General features: G+C 40.8%; 11 protein-coding genes and 2 pseudogenes. 4 read left to right on the top strand and 9 right to left on the bottom strand.

What is annotated here, in order from left to right; translation table 11 throughout:
- The 6 genes and pseudogenes from FTU29_RS17640 to pilG all read right to left on the bottom strand — a co-directional run.
- A pseudogene (locus tag FTU29_RS17640) lies at positions 1–2,340 on the bottom strand (response regulator); the annotation flags it as partial.
- 218 nt (positions 2,341–2,558) lie between these two features.
- Positions 2,559–4,515, bottom strand: a pseudogene (locus FTU29_RS17635) (Hpt domain-containing protein); the annotation flags it as partial.
- A gap of 162 nt (positions 4,516–4,677) precedes the next feature.
- Positions 4,678–6,753, bottom strand: a complete 2,076-nt coding sequence (locus FTU29_RS04005) for a methyl-accepting chemotaxis protein (RefSeq protein WP_078192256.1) — start codon at positions 6,751–6,753, stop codon at positions 4,678–4,680.
- A gap of 44 nt (positions 6,754–6,797) precedes the next feature.
- Positions 6,798–7,334, bottom strand: coding sequence for a chemotaxis protein CheW (locus tag FTU29_RS04000; RefSeq protein WP_078191058.1), 537 nt, complete (start codon positions 7,332–7,334; stop codon positions 6,798–6,800).
- A gap of 6 nt (positions 7,335–7,340) precedes the next feature.
- Entirely contained in the window at positions 7,341–7,709 is a 369-nt protein-coding gene (locus tag FTU29_RS03995) for a response regulator (RefSeq protein ID WP_078191059.1), read from the bottom strand.
- A 29-nt stretch (positions 7,710–7,738) separates the two neighbouring features.
- On the bottom strand, positions 7,739–8,122 hold the full coding sequence (pilG, locus tag FTU29_RS03990) for a twitching motility response regulator PilG (protein ID WP_078191060.1): 384 nt from the start codon (positions 8,120–8,122) through the stop codon (positions 7,739–7,741).
- Positions 8,123–8,483: 361 nt separating this feature from the next.
- Between pilG and FTU29_RS03985 the strand changes: the two genes are divergently transcribed.
- From FTU29_RS03985 to FTU29_RS03970, 4 genes are all read left to right on the top strand, one after another.
- Positions 8,484–9,059, top strand: coding sequence for a hypothetical protein (locus tag FTU29_RS03985; protein WP_228144750.1), 576 nt, complete (start codon positions 8,484–8,486; stop codon positions 9,057–9,059).
- Positions 9,060–9,105: 46 nt separating this feature from the next.
- The gene (locus tag FTU29_RS03980) at positions 9,106–10,209 is read left to right on the top strand and encodes an efflux RND transporter periplasmic adaptor subunit (protein WP_180120539.1); all 1,104 of its coding nucleotides are present in this window, start codon (positions 9,106–9,108) and stop codon (positions 10,207–10,209) included.
- Between the two features lie 23 nt (positions 10,210–10,232).
- Positions 10,233–13,337, top strand: coding sequence for an efflux RND transporter permease subunit (locus tag FTU29_RS03975; protein ID WP_180120537.1), 3,105 nt, complete (start codon positions 10,233–10,235; stop codon positions 13,335–13,337).
- A gap of 96 nt (positions 13,338–13,433) precedes the next feature.
- A complete protein-coding gene (locus tag FTU29_RS03970) occupies positions 13,434–15,149 on the top strand; it encodes a proline--tRNA ligase (RefSeq protein ID WP_180120535.1) in 1,716 nt (571 codons plus the stop codon).
- Positions 15,150–15,211: 62 nt separating this feature from the next.
- Here the strand turns inward: FTU29_RS03970 and FTU29_RS03965 are convergent, their stop codons facing one another.
- Genes FTU29_RS03965 through FTU29_RS03955 form a run of 3 tightly spaced genes read right to left on the bottom strand, consistent with a single transcriptional unit; the run spans position 15,212 to position 19,464 of the window.
- Positions 15,212–16,513 carry a hypothetical protein gene (locus FTU29_RS03965; protein ID WP_180078176.1) on the bottom strand — a complete coding sequence of 434 codons (1,302 nt, stop codon included), beginning with the start codon at positions 16,511–16,513 and terminating at the stop codon, positions 15,212–15,214.
- 50 nt (positions 16,514–16,563) lie between these two features.
- A complete protein-coding gene (locus tag FTU29_RS03960) occupies positions 16,564–18,744 on the bottom strand; it encodes a DUF6160 family protein (protein ID WP_180120533.1) in 2,181 nt (726 codons plus the stop codon).
- A 30-nt stretch (positions 18,745–18,774) separates the two neighbouring features.
- A complete protein-coding gene (locus FTU29_RS03955; RefSeq protein WP_180120531.1) occupies positions 18,775–19,464 on the bottom strand; it encodes a hypothetical protein in 690 nt (229 codons plus the stop codon).
- Positions 19,465–19,471: the final 7 nt, after the last annotated feature.

Raw genomic sequence — 19,471 nt, 5'->3', positions numbered from 1 at the left:
TTACCCCTGCTTTTCTGCAATTAAAGCTTCAATATTGGCAAGCAATTCAGCTTCTTGGAATGGTTTACCCATATAGTGAGTCACACCTAAGCTAAATGCACGCTCACGATGTTTTTCACCTGTACGTGATGTAATCATAATGATTGGCAGCTCACGGTGAATGTCATGGTGACGGACTAAGTTAGTCACTTCGAAACCATCCATACGTGGCATTTCAATATCGAGTAGCATCAAGTCTGGACGGACATTTTCAAGCTGTTCAATTGCATCCACACCATCTTTCGCTGTCACAATGTCATAACCTTGACGTTCAAGTAAGCGTGAAGTCACTTTACGTACAGTTACCGAGTCATCGACAATCATCACTAAACGACGCGCATTGGCTTGACGGCCCAAATCACGCTGCTCAGCTGAATGTTTAACACGCTGCGTAGTTTGAATCTGACGTGCAATATTTTGTCCATCCAAAATCAAACATACATGACCATCACCAAGAATTGTGGCACCTGCAATCGCGGCCACACTGGTAAATTGTTGACCAATTGGTTTCACCACGATTTGAGAACGCGAACCCACCAGCTGATCGACCAATAAAGCAATGGTTTGACCACTGTTGCCTTTAATTAGTAGTACAGGCAATGAATGGCCGACATTATTTAAACGTGGAATTGGCTGATTACCCACAAACTCTGATAGATAACGTAGTTTGTAATTGGTATTGTCAATTTTAAACACGTCATCGTTACTATTGAAGTAAGTTTCAAGTGCCGTAGGTGCAATACGGACAATACGCTCAATTTGCGCTAATGAAATCGCATATTGCTGATCGCCAGCTTTCACCATCAAGGCATCGCTGACCGCTACCGTCGTTGGTACACGAATGGTAAAGGTTGTCCCTTTACCTAACTCAGACTCTACGGAAACATGACCACCCAAGGCTTTAATTTCACTTTGCACCACATCCAGACCAACACCACGACCCGAAATTTGCGTTACCGCTTGTGCCGTTGAGAAACCTGGATGGAAGATCAATTGCAAGATTTCTTGTTTATCGAGGAACTGATCCGCTTTGATTAAACCAAGTTTTAAGGCTTTGTCTTTAATCTTGGCTTCATCAATCCCTTTACCATCATCACTGAAAGACACCAGTACATCGGTACCCTGACGACTGATGTTCAAGACGATGCTACCCACTTCTGGCTTTTTCAAAGCCAAACGGTCAGCAGTATCTTCTAAACCATGGTCGACCGCATTACGCAGCATATGTTCAAATGGTGTCACCAAACGCTCTAAGATCGTACGGTCCAGTTCACCTTCTGTATTTTGAACAATCAATTCTGCAGGACGGTTCAAGGTCGAAGAGGTTTGACGCACAATACGTTGTAAACGTGGTAACAAACGATCAAATGGCACCAAACGGGTACGCATCAGACTCTCTTGAATTTCTGACTGAATACGTGATTGTTGTAATAACAAACCTTCCGCATCACGGATTTTTTCTGCCAAAGTACTCTTGAAGTCAACCAAATCCGACGCAGATTCGGCTAGAGATTTTGACAATTGGTTAATCGATGAATATTGGTCCATCTCCAATGGGTCGAAATCCGCATAGCGTGAATTTTCAGAACCATGTTTGGCAATAATTTGTGACTCAAGCTCACCATCCATTCGACGTAACTGGTCAGCAAGTCGCTTAATTGCTAACTCCATTTCATTCAAGGTATTGCCTAGCTGACCTAAGTCCATCTCAATACGTGAACGGTTAATCGAATTCTCGCCTGATAAGTCAATCATCTTCTCGACGAGATCAGCCGAGATACGAATCATCTCATTGCTGTTATCAGAAGAATTGGCTTCAGTCCACTCACCCAACATCGATGGCGGTTCAACACCATCACCCTGAATAAATTCAAAGCCTTTGCTGACGATACCTTGTTCCAATTCTGCAACACGGTTTGGCAGTTGAACCGTAACATCCACATATTGAATGGACTCTAAGCTCAATTTGATGCTGTCAAAATTACTATAGTCGTGGTTGAAGATCGCTTCTTTTAACCATGCCAACGTCGTTTTGAGTAAGCCGTCATATGCATTTGAGTTGAAATGATGAACTGCGAAATGCTCAAACGTCGTCTCAAGTTGATACGCAATTGCGGCAACAGGTTCATTTTCAACCATACGCGCACCACCCTTAATACTGTGGGCAGCACGTTGTAATTGAAGCAATACGTTACGGTCACTACGTTGTTCAGTCCATTGATTTAATAATTGAACGGCTTGTTCAAGAATTTCCTCAGACTCTTCAAGGAAGGTTTCTTCCATGACAGAACGTAGATCGTCATCTGGATGCTCAACATGTTCAGCAACCGCATGTTCAAGATGTTCAACAGCAGACTCAGTTTGAGCAGTCGTTTGAGCTTCAACCACTGCTTCTGCTGTGTCTACAGCAACATCCATCGGCTCTGACACCGACACATCTGGCTCTACTGTAGCTTGTAGAGTTTCAGCTGAAATAGGAGCCGAAGCCAATGCAACAGGTTCTGAACGCTCTCCTGCCACAATTGACTGAATATTCCTTAGAATATCGATCACATTATTCGCTGGGTAGTCGATCCCTTGGTCACGAATGGTTTGAATACGATCTGAAATATCATCCTGCACCAAGCGAATAATTTGAATTAACGCAGGAGTAATCGAAATTTGCTGACGAATAATACGCTCATAAATCGATTCCAATTCATGCGAAATTAAACCCACATGAGACGCGGCAATCATATTTGCACCACCTTTTAGGGTATGCAAATAGCGCATTAAATTATTCAAAGCTGAAGTATTGGTCTGATCACGTGTCCAAGTACTAAGGTCTTGGTCAATCCCCACCAATAACTCTTCTGCCTCTTCAATAAAGATCCCTAAAAGATCTTCATCAAAGTCATTATTCGCATCCACCGCTTGCATCTGTTGATGATCAAGTTGAATACGCTGACTTAATTGTGCAAAGTCTACTGCTGTTGTATTTGCAACAGCGGCTTTATCTTCTACTGTGGCAACAGGTTCAGCAACTACATGGGCTTCTGGTGTTGTCGTCGCTGCAACTGCTTCAATATCTTGTTGTACAAATGCAGTCAGCTCATTTAAGAAACGCTGAACATCTTCACTTAACACCACACGCTGACCCGCAGCTAAGGTGTCAAATAAGTGAATAAACTCTTGATGTGCTTGTGCAAATAACTCATAGCCATAATCAGCATGGAGTAATTCAGGCTTTTCAATTAAAGACTGATATGCTGCACGCAGTTGAGTTGTGAAATCATGGATTCCAACAGACGCACGATTATCCGTATGTTTGATCAACTCTAAAGCTTGTTGACTGAGCTGTTGAATATAGTCTGGGAATTCAGCAAGGGCACGTTTATCAAACTCAAATTCAGCATCCAATAACTGATCAATATTTAATTCGATTAGTTTAGAAACCAAACCTTGTGGATTATCTTCAGGCGCCAATTGATCTTGGCTAGCAAAACCATAATCATCCCAAGCAGCTTTGAAAGTTTCATAAATAGATGCAAGATTTTCCTTATCTCCTGAACGCAGCACGTGTAAATAATCACGAACAAATTCAGCATATTGAATCAATAAAGCAGTTTCTTTCGAGCTCGATACGATTTCGTCTTGTAATAAGGTTTTGAATAAGTTTTCAACTTTTGAACTGGCTTCAAAAATCTCTTCGATTTGCGCCATCGACGAACTACCACGCAAGGTGTGTAGCGCGCGAATCAAACCATTATAATCTTGTGATTTGCTGTCATCTGATTGGAGGAACTGATCAATCGTTTGTAGATGTTCTTCAGCTTCTTCAATAAAAATGCTCACTGTCTCTTCGACCAGTGATGCATCTGCATCCACTTGTTCAGGAGCAGGTTCTGATTCAACAACCGCATCAATTGTGCTTTCAAGCACTTCTACAGACGCTGTAGCTTCAACATCAGTCAGTTCTAAACCAGTGACACCATCTTCAGATTTTAATTGATCTGCCAGTTTTAATAATTCTTCGAGTGCAGGCTCAAGGCTAATATTTTGTTGTAATTGTTGCCCCATTAAAACCAATGGACGTAAGTCAACATCCAATTCGGCAACATTTTTAAACCGTGGATAGAGCTTATATTGATAAACATTTAAAACTGTTTGTGCAAACTTTTGAACGGTCGGCGTTAACTGTACTGAACCCGCAATGACACGGTTCAGCGTATCTTCAACTGCCCATGCAGTTTCACCCGCCGATTTTGCCCCAACCATACGACCTGAACCTTTCAGTGTATGGAAATGACGACGAATCGTCGTTAAAGTGTCTTTATCTTGTGGATTTTCCAACCAAGTTGTAAATAAACCCGCCAGTTCTTCAAAGATTTCTTCTATTTCTTCAACAAAAATCTCTAAAATTTCTGCATCTTGATCAAGATAACTATCTTCAGGAAGCGTAGTTGTTTCAACTAAATTTTTTAATATTTCTTTCATAGCTAAGGCTTCTTATGTTTTGCCACCAAGAAGGTTGCTCAAACTTAATTGTAACCATCACCTAAGACTTAACTGTGACGTTAAGTTCACCTTATCGATGTGTTATCTGTAATCGGTGCAGTACCCTAGCCGTAGCTAAGGTACTGCAGGTTTGCGCCTGACTTACTCTGGGAGTTTAAAGTCAGATACAGATTCACGTAATGATTCAGCCATGTTCGCCAATTCAGATACCGAACGTGCAGTATCAAATGTTGCACTGGTGGTTTGCGAGGTAATTTCTTGTACAACGTTCATCGTTGTCGCAATATGACCAGCTGAAGCAGACTGAAGTTTTGCGGCATCCGAAATGTTTGCAATCAGTTTCGCCAAGTTACCCGATACAGACTGAATTTCATCTAGTGCTACGCCGGCATCCTTAGACAAGTTCGCACCACGTACAACTTCCGAAGTCGTTTGTTCCATTGAAATTACGGCTTCGTTAGTATCCGTTTGAATGGTTTTTACCAAGCCTTCAATCTGTTTGGTTGCAGACGCTGAACGTTCCGCAAGACGCTGTACCTCATCCGCTACCACGGCGAAACCACGACCTGCTTCACCCGCCATCGACGCCTGAATTGCTGCGTTTAATGCCAAGATGTTTGTTTGGTCGGCAATATCGTTAATCAGTGCGACAATATTACCAATCTCTTGAGAAGACTCACCCAAACGTTTAATACGTTTAGACGTTTCTTGAATCTGCTCACGAATCGTGTCCATACCTTCAATTGAACGGTTTACGACATCTGCACCGTTTGCAGCAATTTGTACTGAACGTTCTGCTACGACAGCTGATTCTTCAGCGTTCGACGATACTTGGTCAATCGACATTGCCATTTCGTTAATCGCGGCAGATGCACCAGCAATCTCTTGCGCCTGATGTTCAGATGCTTCTGCAAGCTGGTTGGTAATACCCTGCGTATTGGCGGTATATTGCGCAACTTCTTGAGAAGTTTCTGTAATACGCGATACAAGGTCACGTAATTGGTCGATTGCGAAGTTAATCGAGTCGGCAATCGCACCAGTAAAGTCTTCAGATACCGTCGCATACGAACGTAAGTCACCGTCTGCAAGATCGGCAATTTCATCGAGTAAACGTAAAATCGCGTTCTGGTTACGGTCATATTCTTCTTGAAGACGGGTTACACGGAATTTATCCGATTGACCACGTAAAGAAAGAAGTTTGAACACACAGATCAAGAAGGCTGTTAAAGCAAGAATCAACAGTACCGCAGGTAAAATGGTTTTCAAGCCTGTGCTAGAAGACAATTGATTTAAGTTGTCCAACAATTTGTCTGACTCAGCAAAAATTTGTGAAGATGCTTTACGTACGTTCACAATTTGCGTTGAGTTTTTCAAAATTGTCGCAGCCGCTGATTTTAATACATCGTCATATTCAGCTTTAATGCCTTCAAGTGACTCACGTAATTCAGGGCTTTCAATACGTTGTACACCAAGCTCTGTACTACCATCCAATTGGGCATTTAAGTACAAACCGAAGGTTTCAGTATCGGCACTAAAGTCATCTGCAGACTCACGTGAGCTATCAGAACCTGAAAGCACCGAACTGATCGAACGTAAAATACGTTCTGCAATGAATACTTGGTTTTTCGCAATCACCACCTGGTTCGAAGGCATGTCTTGACGTGCCATTTGGTCGACCATCAAGTTATATTCCGCCTGAATCCCCGGAATGGTTTCACCAATCGCGATGTTCGTGTCATATAATTTATTAATGATTTTTTGTTGCGAAGTAATCAAGTCAATACTTTTTGAAACCTCAGCCCACTGCGTATCTACAGATTTCAGCGCATCTGTATTTGCATGAATGTCTTTTACAGTTTCTAAGTTTTCTTTGAACGAATCTTGAGAGGCAATTAATTTTTTCATTGCATCTTCAGTACCTGATGCAGTTGCCTCAGTTGCTTGACGCGAAATTGTTTGCGAAAGAAGACGGAGCTCACCCAAACTTTGCGTTAATTGGTTACCGCGAGGAACGCTATAGAATAGGTATAATAAAATAATCGTTGCCAGTACTAATGAACCAATCGCACCATAAATAAATGGTTTGGATTTTTCACTATCACCAAAAACTCGAGATAATTGATCTGTCTGTGATTGCAGTTTTGCCAGAAAAGCATTACCGCCTTTACGACCACTGGTGCTTTCACCCGTATTTTTCTTTTTAAGTTTAAAGCCCATTCAGCTTCTCCCCGATTACGCCTTCTTTCGTTCGTGCGCGACAATTAATTTATAAATTTTATAGATGCGTTCATGTATTTTGGATTTTGCAGTAAACGACTGAAGAGAAATACATTCCACTGCTGGTTATGCTGGTGGAAATACCCCTGACAATATTCCTGCAAATTTCGATCCAACTCATTATGTTTAGAAAAATAACTTTTCTTATTAAAGTGTTGAATACCCAAAACTTGATCGACTACCAAACCGACATAATGGTCATTATGACTAATACATAAAACTTTTTGAGTGGGTGAAAAACTACTTCGATGACCGGTTATATATTGTGCTAGGTCAGACAAAGAAAGTAAGCGTCCCCGAATATTGGCTAATCCCATCACCCAAGGTTGGGTATTGGGAACTGGCGTATATTTTGGTGGGTAGATCACTTCAGCTACTTCACCTAAAGGAGCAACGTAATATTGCCCCATCATCTCAAAAGCAATGCCTGACCATCGGTTTACTTCATTTTCAGTGGAAACGTAGTTTTTGTTTCCTCGTTTTGCGATTCGAAGTAATTCGATAAATCCATTTGCTGCCATAGAGCTTTATCCTGCATTGAGGTGTTGCTTAATCACATCAATTAATTGTTTTTCGTCTACAGGTTTAGTCAGATAATCAGAAGCACCTTGGCGTTTACCCCAAACACGGTCAGTTGCCTGATCTTTGGTACTTACAATGACAATTGGGATATGTTTGGTGGTCGCACCACGTGCAATTTGACGTGTTGCTTGGAATCCATTCACACCCGGCATTACCACATCCATTAAGACCAAATCAGGTAACTCAGCTTGAGCCATTGTCACACCATCTGCCCCATTTGAAGCTTCAATCACTTCAAAACCGTGTTTACCTAAAATTTCTTTAAAACGGAATGTTTCTGTTGGTGAATCATCAACGATTAGGATACGTGCCATGCTTTTTCCCCAAAAAATAAAAAATCTAATTAAGCTGTAACGTGATTACGGATTGCATTCAGCAATTCATCTTTACTGAATGGCTTAGTTAAGTATTCATCCGAACCTACAACACGACCCTTCGCCTGATCAAACAAACCATCTTTACTTGAAAGCATAATCACAGGAATATTTTGATAATTTTGAGAGTTTTTAATCAGGGCACAAGTTTGATAGCCATCTAGACGTGGCATCATAATATCGACAAATACGATATCTGGATTCGCATCTGCAATTTTTGAAAGTGCTTCAAAACCATCTACAGCAGTGACTACTTCACATCCTTCACGCTGAAGCAGCGTTTCGGCCGTACGACGAATGGTTTTTGAATCATCAATTACCATGACTTTTAGATTTTGGAATTTATCGTCCATTTATTGACCCTACCCATTGAGGATGTACAAACAATTAAGTTAGCAGCATTATTATTTACAAGTTATGAACATTTTTAACATATCTTTACTTGCGTTTTCAATGAACATTTTCTGCGCAAACACACAAGATTTCTTGTTTTTATTAACTGCTTCACACTTTCCGATGACCAACGATTTTTTTTTAACTTGGAATAGTATTTAATTGTCTTAATTAAGCATATTATAGCAAGATTATTACTTTAAAATAAGTAATTTAGTCAACTTTAAACTGGGGAGTACAAGGTTGAGTCCGCTTACAAAAAAAATTCACTTGATTGGCCTTAAACATTTCTCAAAAAAAATCATTCTGACGACTTGTTTACTGGCTTATACCCCGCTTTTATTTGCTGCACCAAACAATATGCAGCAACCACAAAAGGCGACTTGGTATCGCTACTATGACAGTAAAGGCGTAGCAAACATCAGTACCAATGTGACACCAAATCACATCCGCTATGGTTATGAAGCACTTGATCAAAATATGCAAGTGATTAAACGTAACCGCCCCTACAATGCTGAAGCTGACATTAGACAAGCTCCTCAGCGTGCTGCCCAAGCACGTCAGCAAGCATCAGATATCAAACTTAAAAAAGCCTATACCAATAGCCGAACTGCAGCCATTAAAAAGCGTGATGCACTGACTGGTATACGTAAACAGATCGTGTTTGAACAAGAACAATTAAAACAATTACAAAATGATCGTGTATTATTTGTTCGCCAAGAACGTGAACATTTTCGAAAAGGTGAAACCGTTCCGGCAAAATTAAAAACAATGTTGGATAATAATCAAAAAAATATGGTAGCGAAAAAAGAATACATTCAATCGTTACAAACTCGCTATCGAAATACAGAAGCTGAATACGACAGAATTATTACGCGTTTAAAAGCGATGGAATAAACTTGTTATTCAATTGCTTTTGTAGACCGCTGATATAAGGACCATTATGCACTCTGCACAGCAATCATCCCCATTTTTAAAGCTTAGCCTGCTTTGCATAAGCCTGACTTTGGCTGCATGTCAAAAAGAAGATCCGCAGCAAAGTGTTAAACCAGAAAATAAGATTGAATTAATTCAACAAGATCTGGTGACGATCGAACAAGGCAACGCCATTTCAAAAACGGCCTTTACTGGTACCATTCGGGCGGTCAATCAGAGCAATATTCAAGCCCAAGTCACTGCGACTGCAACCAATGTTAATGCAGAGGTCGGACAACGTGTCAGCAAAGGCCAAGTGTTGGTGCGTTTAAATAATCAAGACAATGCCGCACGTCTTGCTCAATCACAAGCAAACCTTGCATCCACACAAGCTCAAGCCAATCAAGCTAAACTGATGATGGACCGTAAACAGCGTTTGCTGAATCAAGGCTTTATTTCCAAAGTAGAGTTTGAACAAAGTCGTGTCGATTACCAAGCTCAAATGGAAAATGTTCGCGCTCAACAAGCCAATGTCGATATTGCACGTAAAGCCAATCAAGACGGCACCATTTATAGCCCTATCCAAGGCGTGATTACCAAACGTGATGTTGAACCGGGACAAACGGTTGCTGCCGGACAAACCCTTTTTGAAATCGTCAATCCAGACCAATTAGAAATTCAAGCCAAATTACCAAGTGATCAGCAAGCTGCACTGAAAATTGGACAAAAGATTGAATATAGCATCCAAGGTAATAGCAATTTACTCACAGCACAAATCAGCCGGATTTCACCGATTGCCGATCAAGCCAGTCGTCAAATTGCATTTTTTGCAGCCCCAAATGAAACTATTACTTCATTAAGTATTGGTGCTTTTGTCGAAGGTCACATCTTAGGCACGGATAATATTTCAGGCCAAAAAATTCCACTCGATACCATTCAAAGTTTAAAAGACCAACCTTATGTCTGGGTCATTCGTCAAAATAAAATTGCCAAAGTGCCTGTACAAATTTTGAATCAGAGTTATAGCAATAACACCGCGATTGTTCAGGGCTTACAAAATAGTGATCTGATCAGCCGAATTAAATTTAATGATTCAGATATCAAACAAGATGTAAGTATCAGCCAAAATTAAAAGAATAAGGCAGGACAGTTGTTATGTGGTTAACCCGAATTAGTGTGAAATATCCTGTTTTCACCATCATGATGATGTTCTGTCTGATGGTACTAGGACTCGCATCTTGGCAACGTATGGGCGTTGAAGAGTTTCCTGATGTCGACTTCCCTTTTGTAGTTGTCTACACCAACTATCCGGGTGCTTCTCCTGAGTCTGTCGAATCTGAAATCACCAAGAAACTTGAAGATCAGATCAATACCATTTCAGGCCTCAAGCAAGTCATTTCTCAATCCAGTGAAGGTTTATCCACGGTTATTGTCGAATTTAATCTAGATGTCTCGTCTTCTGTAGCTGCACAGGATATTCGAGATAAAATTGCACCAGTAACCGCACAATTTCGTGATGAAATTGATGACCCCATCGTAGAACGTTATGACCCTACTGCCAGTGCAATTATGTCGATTGTTTTTGAATCGAAGGACATGTCTTTACGTGATTTGAGTTCCTATCTGAATCAACGGATTGTGCCCCAGCTTAGAACGGTTCCCGGTGTCGGTACGGTCAATTTATTGGGTGATGCACAGCGTCAAATTCGTATTCAAGTAAATCCGCAAAAATTACAAAGTTTCGGGATTGGGATAGACCAAGTTATAAACACCCTAAAATCTGAAAATATTGAAGTTCCGGGGGGGACTTTAAAACAAAAGAACTCAGAATTGGTGGTCGAAATTAAATCTCGGGTTATTCACCCAAACTCATTCGGTGATTTAGTGGTTGCCAATAAAAATGGCGCGCCGATTTATCTCAAACAAATTGCCGAAATAGAAGATAGCCAAGCTGAAATGGAGTCGAGTGCCTATCTGAATGGTAAAACTGCTGTTGCTGTCGACATTCTAAGAAGTTCAGACTCTAATGTGATTGAGGTGGTTGATAATACCCGTAAAACCTTAAGTAAAATTCAACAGCAATTGCCGCAAGGCACGACCGCAGAAATTGTGGTTGATTCTTCAAAAGGTATTCGTGGCAGCATTAAAGACGTGGTACGTACGATTATTGAAGGTGCAGTACTTGCGGTACTCATTGTATTGTTATTTCTCGGCTCATTTCGTTCGACAGCCATTACAGGTTTAACCCTACCGATTTCGCTACTAGGTACCCTCACCTTTGTTTGGATTTTTGGTTTTACCATCAATATGATGACCCTATTGGCTCTCTCACTGAGTATCGGTCTACTCATTGATGATGCCATTGTGGTTCGTGAAAACATTGTCCGCCATGCCGATATGGGCAAGGACCACGTCACCGCTGCACTCGACGGCACGAAAGAAATTGGTTTAGCCGTATTGGCCACAACATTGACCATTGTCGCGGTATTTTTACCTGTGGCATTTATGGGCGGCATTATTGGGCGTTTCTTCTATCAATTTGGTGTAACCGTCAGTACCGCTGTACTGATTTCAATGTTTGTGAGTTTCACCCTTGACCCCATGTTGTCTGCTCACTGGGCAGAGCGCCAAGATCCAAATAAAAAGCCGGGTAAAATCAAACGTTTTTTTAACTGGATTTCGCGCAAGCTCGACAACCTAAGCCATCATTATGAAAAATTACTCAAGCTTGCTTTAAAATTTAGGCTCATTACCCTTTTAATCGCCGTCGCGTCTTTATTTGGTGCATTAGGTTTATCCAAAATGATCGGAACTGAATTTGTACCCGTACCAGACAAAGGTGAAATTCGGATCAAATTTGAAACACCAGTTGATGCAACCCTTGAATATTCGCAGGCTAAGCTTAAGCAAGTAGATCGTATCATTCGCCAACATCCAGAAGTCAAAGCCACTTATGGTGCAATTAATAGTGCCACTGATCGGGGTAAAAACCATGCCAGCATTCGTGTCACTGTTTCACCACGTACGGAGCGTAGTCAAACATTAACGGATCTCAACAATGAATTCCGTACCCGCTTAAAACATATAGCAGGTATTACTATTACCTCGATTGCCTCAGCTGATGAAACAGTATCGGGCGGCCAAAAGCCGGTTATGATTTCGATTAAAGGACCAGACTTAGATGAGTTACAACGCATTTCTGACCGCTTCATGAAAGAAATTTCGAAAGTCGACGGTATTGTCGACTTAGAAAGCTCACTCAAAGAACCTAAACCGACCTTAGGTGTACATATCAATCGCGTTTTAGCCAGTGATTTAGGTTTATCCGTCAATCAAATCGCCAATGTATTACGCCCTCTTCTTGCGGGTGATAATGTAACAACGTGGAAGGATGATAAAGGCGAAACCTATGATGTAAATTTAAGACTCACTGAAGATCAGCGTCGACTGCCAACTGACATTCAAAGCATGTACATCACATCACAAAAAACCGATGCTGCAGGCTTACCTATTTTAGTTCCATTGGCAAGTGTGGCAAGCTTTGAAGAAACACTTGGTGCTTCACAAATTAACCGTCGTGATCTGGCACGTGAAGTGATGGTTGAAGCCAACACAGCAGGACGTCCTGCGGGTGATATTGGTGCCGAAATCAATGAGATAGAGAAAAACTTCGACTTGCCACCAGGTTATAGTTTTGTCACGCAAGGTGCCAATAAAGATATGGCTGAGTCTGCGGGTTATGCAATGACAGCGATTACCCTCTCTATTGTATTTATTTATATTGTTTTGGGTTCACAATTTAATAGCTTCATTCACCCTGCAGCCATTATGGCTTCATTACCCTTATCATTGATTGGGGTTTTCTTAGCCCTATTCTTATTTAATTCAACCATGAACCTCTTTTCCATTATCGGGATTATTATGCTCATGGGCTTGGTGACAAAGAACGCAATTCTACTCATCGACTTTATTAAAAAAGCCATGGATCATGGTGTAGATCGTTATGAAGCGATTATTGAAGCAGGTAAAACCCGTTTACGTCCCATTTTAATGACCACTAGTGCAATGGTGATGGGTATGGTTCCGCTTGCACTTGGTTTAGGTGAAGGCGGTGAACAAAGCGCGCCAATGGCACATGCCGTGATTGGCGGGGTGATTACCTCTACCCTACTAACACTTGTGGTTGTGCCGGTGATTTTTACCTATTTGGATGATTTCCGAAACTTCCTTGCACGTCAGGCCAAAAAAATCATGTCATAATGACAAAATCTAAAATGAGGTGACTTTGGAAAATGTTCACCTCATTTTTTATTGTATACTCTCCACTTTAACGCTTAATTTTTTAGGACAGTTTCCATGCGCGCGAGTCGCTTTTTATTTGCAACGTTAAGAGAAACCCCAAACGATGCTGAAGTTATTTCACATCAGCTTATGCTTCGTGCCGGGATGATTCGTAAATTGGCTTCAGGTTTATACACTTGGCTGCCGATGGGCGTTCGCGTATTAAATAAAGTTGAAGCGATTATCCGCGAAGAGATGGATCGTGCTGGTTCACTTCAAGTCCTGATGCCTGTCACTCAACCCGCATCTTTATGGGAAGAATCAGGTCGTTTCGTACAATATGGTCCAGAACTTTTACGTTTTAAAGACCGTCATAACAATGACTTTGTACTTGGCCCTACACATGAAGAAGTGATTACTGATCTTGCTCGCAATGAGTTGAAAAGCTATAAGCAATTGCCTGCAAACTTCTACCAAATACAAACCAAATTCCGTGACGAAATCCGCCCTCGTTTCGGTGTGATGCGTTCACGTGAATTCATCATGAAAGATGCCTATTCTTTCCATATTGACCAAGCTTCTTTACAAGAAACCTATGACAAGATGTATGCAGCTTATTGCAAAATTTTCACTCGTTTAGGTTTAAATTTCCGTCCAGTTCAAGCGGATACAGGTTCAATTGGTGGTTCGGGTTCACACGAATTCCACGTCCTTGCGTCTAGCGGCGAAGATGACATCGCATTCTCTACAGAGTCAGATTATGCTGCTAACGTAGAAATGGCGGAAGCAGTATTAGTAGGTGAACGTGCTGCTCCGACTAAAGCACTTGAGATTGTTGATACACCAAATCAGAAAACCATTGCTGAGGTTTCTGAATTCCTTAAATCAGACCCTACTCAATCTGTCAAAGCATTATTGGTTCAAGGTGTTGCTGAAGAAGGTAAAGCTGCACCAGTGGTTGCCTTATTCCTACGTGGTGACCATGAACTGAATGAAATTAAAGCAGAAAAACACCCATTAATTGCTGCTCCTTTAACTTTTGCAACTGAAGCACAATTAGCTGACTTAGGCTTAACTGCTGGTTTCTGTGGCCCTCAAGGCTTAACCGAAAAAGGCATTACCGTTATTGTTGACCGTGCAGCGTCTGTACTTTCAGACTTTGTTGCTGGTGCAAACCAAGTCGATAAACATGCTGTAGGTGTAAACTGGGAACGTGATGCACAATACACCGAAGTTTATGACCTTCGTAATGTTGTTGAAGGTGACCCTTCTCCAGACGGTCAAGGTACAATCTTGATTAAACGTGGTATCGAAGTTGGTCATATCTTCCAGTTGGGTCAAAAATACTCTGAAGCGCTTGGCTGCAAAGTTTTAGGTGAAGATGGCAAACCTCTCGTTGTGACTATGGGTTGCTACGGTATTGGTGTAACTCGTGTTGTTGCTTCTGCGATTGAACAAAACTTCGATGACAAAGGTATTATTTGGCCGTCTGCAATTGCTCCTTTCGAAGTTGCTATTGTGCCAATGAATGCGCATAAGTCACCACGTACAATGGAAGCAGCTGAAGCACTGTATGCAGAATTAACTGCTGCTGGTTATGATGTTCTTCTTGATGATCGTAATGAGCGTCCTGGTGTTAAATTCTCTGATATCGAGTTAACAGGTATTCCACACCGTATTGTCATTGGCGAGAAAGGTTTGGATGCTGGTACATTTGAGTACAAAGGTCGCCGTGATGAAGAATCAAGCAACCTCAGTAAAGAAGACCTTTTAGCGAAAATTGCAAAATAATTTGCGCTAAACATAAAAAATCCCGCTACGTGCGGGATTTTTTATGTCAAATATTTTAAGCCTTAACAGAATTTCAGCCCCCCGAAGCAGTTAGAACGAAACTCCTGTCCAGAAAGTTTCAAATTGGTTAATGGGAAATCAATTAATGACGGGTTTTTAATCTCTTTAACATCTAAAGCCGAACCTGCAACACAACCAAAGAGTAAATCTCCACAGTTACGAACATTGGTACTTAGGTCATGGTTAATTCCGGCGATCGTTTGTTTCAATACTTCATCTGTAATCGCCACTTTATCTGATGGTGTAATACTGCCCAAATCAACTTCATCTTCCATCGCCAACCACCACCCTCTTTCTGCTGCGACTGCAGCACCAGGCCAGAGTATTTTTTGAGCTTGCAAAGAAAGCGAAGCAGGGTTATTTAAATATAGTGCGTGAATCAAACCTAAACTTTGATTTACCGTAATATCGGTTTTTAGCCCAGTAAGATACCCCGTCACATCTTTATCCAAATTAATGTTTAAACCGAGTAGAGAGATTTGAGCTACTAATGGACCACTAAAATCTAGACGATCAACAGTTCCTGTACCCTTTAACTGTACATCTGTCATTCGATTCCCACTTACAACAGTGGCTGGAATCGTAAAAGGAGCTGTGGTTGATTTTAAATTAAAGGAATAATTATCTGATTTGTAGTGAAGCGGTAGATCAACTTCAGCACCAAATAATGTCCCCTTAACTGCTCCTTCAATATATTGCTGCGTAGAAGCATAGTCCATCACACGCTCGGCAGTTGTTGCAACACCCGCAGACGCTTTTGTTTTCATATAACCACTAAAGGTATTGATACCATTGGGTGTATTGCTATTTTCTGTACCTAACGTCATTAATCCAGAAATTTTTTCAGCGCTCAAACGAAAGCCCATCACTTCACGTGTTGCAGCTGATTTCGGATCTTTAATTGCAATTTCGATAAAAGGATTGGTCAGCAAAGCAGAAGTTGCCGCACGTTCATCCGACGTATAATTGCTATTTGCAGGCAATCCACTCAGTGAAATATGATCAATATCAATATCACAAGCACCTGAGCCATTTGCACCACCACAACCCAATTGGAGCTTTTTAATATTGGCATTGAGCTCCATTTCAGCTTCCAAACCAAGTTTATAAAAGCCAACTTTGGATTGGTCAACGGCTTGTCCACTCTCATCCACAGAATTATACCCCTGCGTATATTCCATGGAGAGTAAAGCTTGACCATCAACTTTTGATAAGCTTTCATCATCTAAAGCCATCATTGCATGAGATAAGCTACTCATCGCAAATGTCGAGAATATCAAACCTCTGATTAACTTCTTTTTCATAACAAATTCCCTGTTCGTTATTTTATTTATTTGTTATTGATTTAATTTTACTAGCGTGGAGTAATCCCCATCGTACTTCGCATTGTTCCACCGGTTAGGGCAATATCCGCCATCTTTTGCATATTGCCATTTGTTAACATCGAAACTTCTGCACGAAACGCTTTAGACATATTATTGGTTGGATTGAATTTTACCTGATTATCAAACTCTACCGAATCTTGTTTCATTTTAATTCGAGCATCAAAGCCTAGATCGCCCTGCATTTTATTAATATTGATACTTGAAGCTGAAACGACACCGCTGGCATTTACATCTTCATTCATCAAACTTAAATAGCTTCCCATAACTTTTTGATCTTTCTTTTCAGCATCAGTTAATGCTTTAAATTCAAAGCTTCCACGGAAAGATAAATAATTATTTTCTGCACTGTCATTTAGACCCGGTACTATAAATAGCTCACCTTTACCATCAAGTTTAAACGCAATATTCGTCAACACATCATCACGTTTAGAGAAATTATCTAAAGGTACTGTAGTCCCACATTTGGCAGAAGCTGTAGTCGCACAGTTATAGGTTGAACCCGGAAGTTGACCAATCGCTAACTCGGCATTAGCTGCAATCAATAAATTATCTGCACGTACATAGATGCCATCATTTTCATAACCAATCACACCATCAGATTGAATAAGTGCATTGATGTTTCTTAAGCCTGCATAATAATTGACTTCTTGACCATTAATACCTTTTTTACCATCAATCAAAATAATGGATGTTGTACTTGGCGTTCCTGTTTTTTTATCAACACCATAACCATCTGTGCTCATCACAAGGTTATAGCCAATACCTGATTTTTCAGCCGCATTTTTATAACTGTATTTTTTCTCTGATAATGCAACGTTGGCATTCATATTATAAATCGGGATACCAATCCCCCAACTGTTGTCATTACTTGCAATTGCAGCAATTGAGTTATCCGAAATAAATCGTGCGGTACGCGCGATGGACTGAAAATCCATACCACGAATCGCCACAAGTGCAAAATTTCCACCCGCCGTTTGATTTGACAGATTCTGGGTTAAAACATTATTGGTTAAACCTAATGTCGCTTTTAATTTATCATTTACCAGAAAATCAAGGCTTTTTGCTTGAATGGTATTGATATAAATATCGCCAAAATCAATATAGGCATTTTTATCAGCAACTAAAGACGTTAAATTAGAAAATTCAATGGCATAACTACCAATACCCGTATGGCCAATTTCTAAGGTTGTCGGTGCTTGACCTGCAACAAGACTCGGATCATCTTTTGAAGTGAAATCCGCGCGCACACCTAAATGTAAACCACCTGAACCAACGGACTCATATCCTGAAGCTTTCGTTGCTAGACCAAAATCTTTAATTCCTTCTTGATTGGCATTTAAGGCAACTCGTGCATTAGTGACAGCACCCGATGCTCCCATACGAATTAAATTGCGCTGTGCACCACCATCGGTACCGTATCGTAAATCGATATTAACGCCGGGGTTTGTAGCATCGCTACGTGAGCTATGTACATCTGAAGTGTCCTTGACCCGCCCCAAATTGACCGTATGGTCTTTGCTCCCTGTGGATTTTGTGGTGAGAACAATGCCTTCATCAGCTGCAACATACATGTAACCTGAACCCGCAAAGTTAAAGTTAAAGTCCTTTAAGGTTACACTATGTCCATTCATACCATGACTAATGCTGGCATTTTGCAATTGAAATTCCATATACGCCGTATCATTACGGTTAAATAGACCATTACTGGTTTCAAGTAATACTTTTAAAGGTGAAGATGTTGCAATCGTAAGTGAACCTAAATTTTGCGTAGGCGTTTGGCACGTTGTGCCTTGACACAGCAGCATAATATTTTGCGCAACAGCCGTAAATGGACTGACACTTGCAGCTATACGCATGCCTACACCAGCATCCGTAGTCCCAACATCAAAATCTAATTTTGATGTAATGGTGCTTTGCCCAACGCCATCTATTTGTACATTATGCAAACCCATTTTCATCTTATTTTGGTCAGTTGGGTCAACCCAATTTAACTGATCAACTTTGACTCTAGAAACTTCATGGGTAATCGAAATACCATCTTGGCCAGTAACTGCACCCAAGCTTTCATCGGTCATCGCTTCAAAAGCATATGCATGTTGAGCAAGTAAAATACTGGTTGCGAGTGCCGTTAAAGTTGTTATTTTTTTCATCACAATATCCTTATATTCAGTCACAGCTGATTAACAGCGACCTGCACCATTTCCAGTGCAGTTAAAACTGAAGATGTTTAACTTTCCACTCATGTGCATGTTGCCATGCACATTAACACCCATAAATCCTTGTTCTGAACCACGATCAAAATCAGGCACTGCTAAAGTTGAAGTTGTTCCATCAGCTTTCTTTTCGGTATAGGTCGTATAAGTACTGGTATTTTCATAACCTTCCTTACCTGTCGTCCCTGTTTCTACTGCCAACGTACCAAAACCTAAATTTCTAATTTTTAATGGCTTATCATCATAAAATGTCAACTGCATAGCCGTTTGTGGATTACCTTCACGATTGATAATCGTCACACCATCTAGTGAAAATTGATCGATCTGTAACGTTCCTTGAAACTGTTTAAACACCAACCATTTCTTATTACCATTTGCATCCACATGATTATTGGGCGCAAGTGCTAAGCGACAAAACTCATTGGATGAACATTGATATCCATAAAAAGCTTGAGTCGTTTTTCCATTCGCATCCATGATAGAAATGTTGTTTTTCGACATATCATTGGCGTATTGATGGTTTAATGAAAGTGTCCAACTGAGATCAGCACCGCCTTGACCGGTTGCAGCAGTGAGTTCGGTATTATCCATAGACACTAAGCCTGCATGAGTTTGTGTCAGTGCAGCACAAACAACAGCGCATAAAATTTTATACATTTAATTT

The sequence above is a fragment of the Acinetobacter sp. YH12086 genome (assembly GCF_013419345.1).
In the GTDB taxonomy this organism is placed as follows: Bacteria; Pseudomonadota; Gammaproteobacteria; order Pseudomonadales; family Moraxellaceae; genus Acinetobacter; species Acinetobacter amyesii.
This window is presented reverse-complemented; position numbering and strand designations above follow the sequence as displayed.

Coding starts and splice junctions, on each gene's coding strand:
- FTU29_RS03965 (WP_180078176.1), bottom strand. CDS start 16,513: ATGAAAAAGAAGTTAATCAGAGGTTTGATATTCTCGACATTTGCGATG.
- FTU29_RS04000 (WP_078191058.1), bottom strand. CDS start 7,334: ATGGCAGCAAATGGATTTATCGAATTACTTCGAATCGCAAAACGAGGA.
- FTU29_RS03980 (WP_180120539.1), top strand. CDS start 9,106: ATGCACTCTGCACAGCAATCATCCCCATTTTTAAAGCTTAGCCTGCTT.
- FTU29_RS03955 (WP_180120531.1), bottom strand. CDS start 19,464: ATGTATAAAATTTTATGCGCTGTTGTTTGTGCTGCACTGACACAAACT.
- FTU29_RS03960 (WP_180120533.1), bottom strand. CDS start 18,744: ATGAAAAAAATAACAACTTTAACGGCACTCGCAACCAGTATTTTACTT.
- FTU29_RS03995 (WP_078191059.1), bottom strand. CDS start 7,709: ATGGCACGTATCCTAATCGTTGATGATTCACCAACAGAAACATTCCGT.
- pilG (WP_078191060.1), bottom strand. CDS start 8,122: ATGGACGATAAATTCCAAAATCTAAAAGTCATGGTAATTGATGATTCA.
- FTU29_RS03975 (WP_180120537.1), top strand. CDS start 10,233: ATGTGGTTAACCCGAATTAGTGTGAAATATCCTGTTTTCACCATCATG.
- FTU29_RS04005 (WP_078192256.1), bottom strand. CDS start 6,753: ATGGGCTTTAAACTTAAAAAGAAAAATACGGGTGAAAGCACCAGTGGT.
- FTU29_RS03970 (WP_180120535.1), top strand. CDS start 13,434: ATGCGCGCGAGTCGCTTTTTATTTGCAACGTTAAGAGAAACCCCAAAC.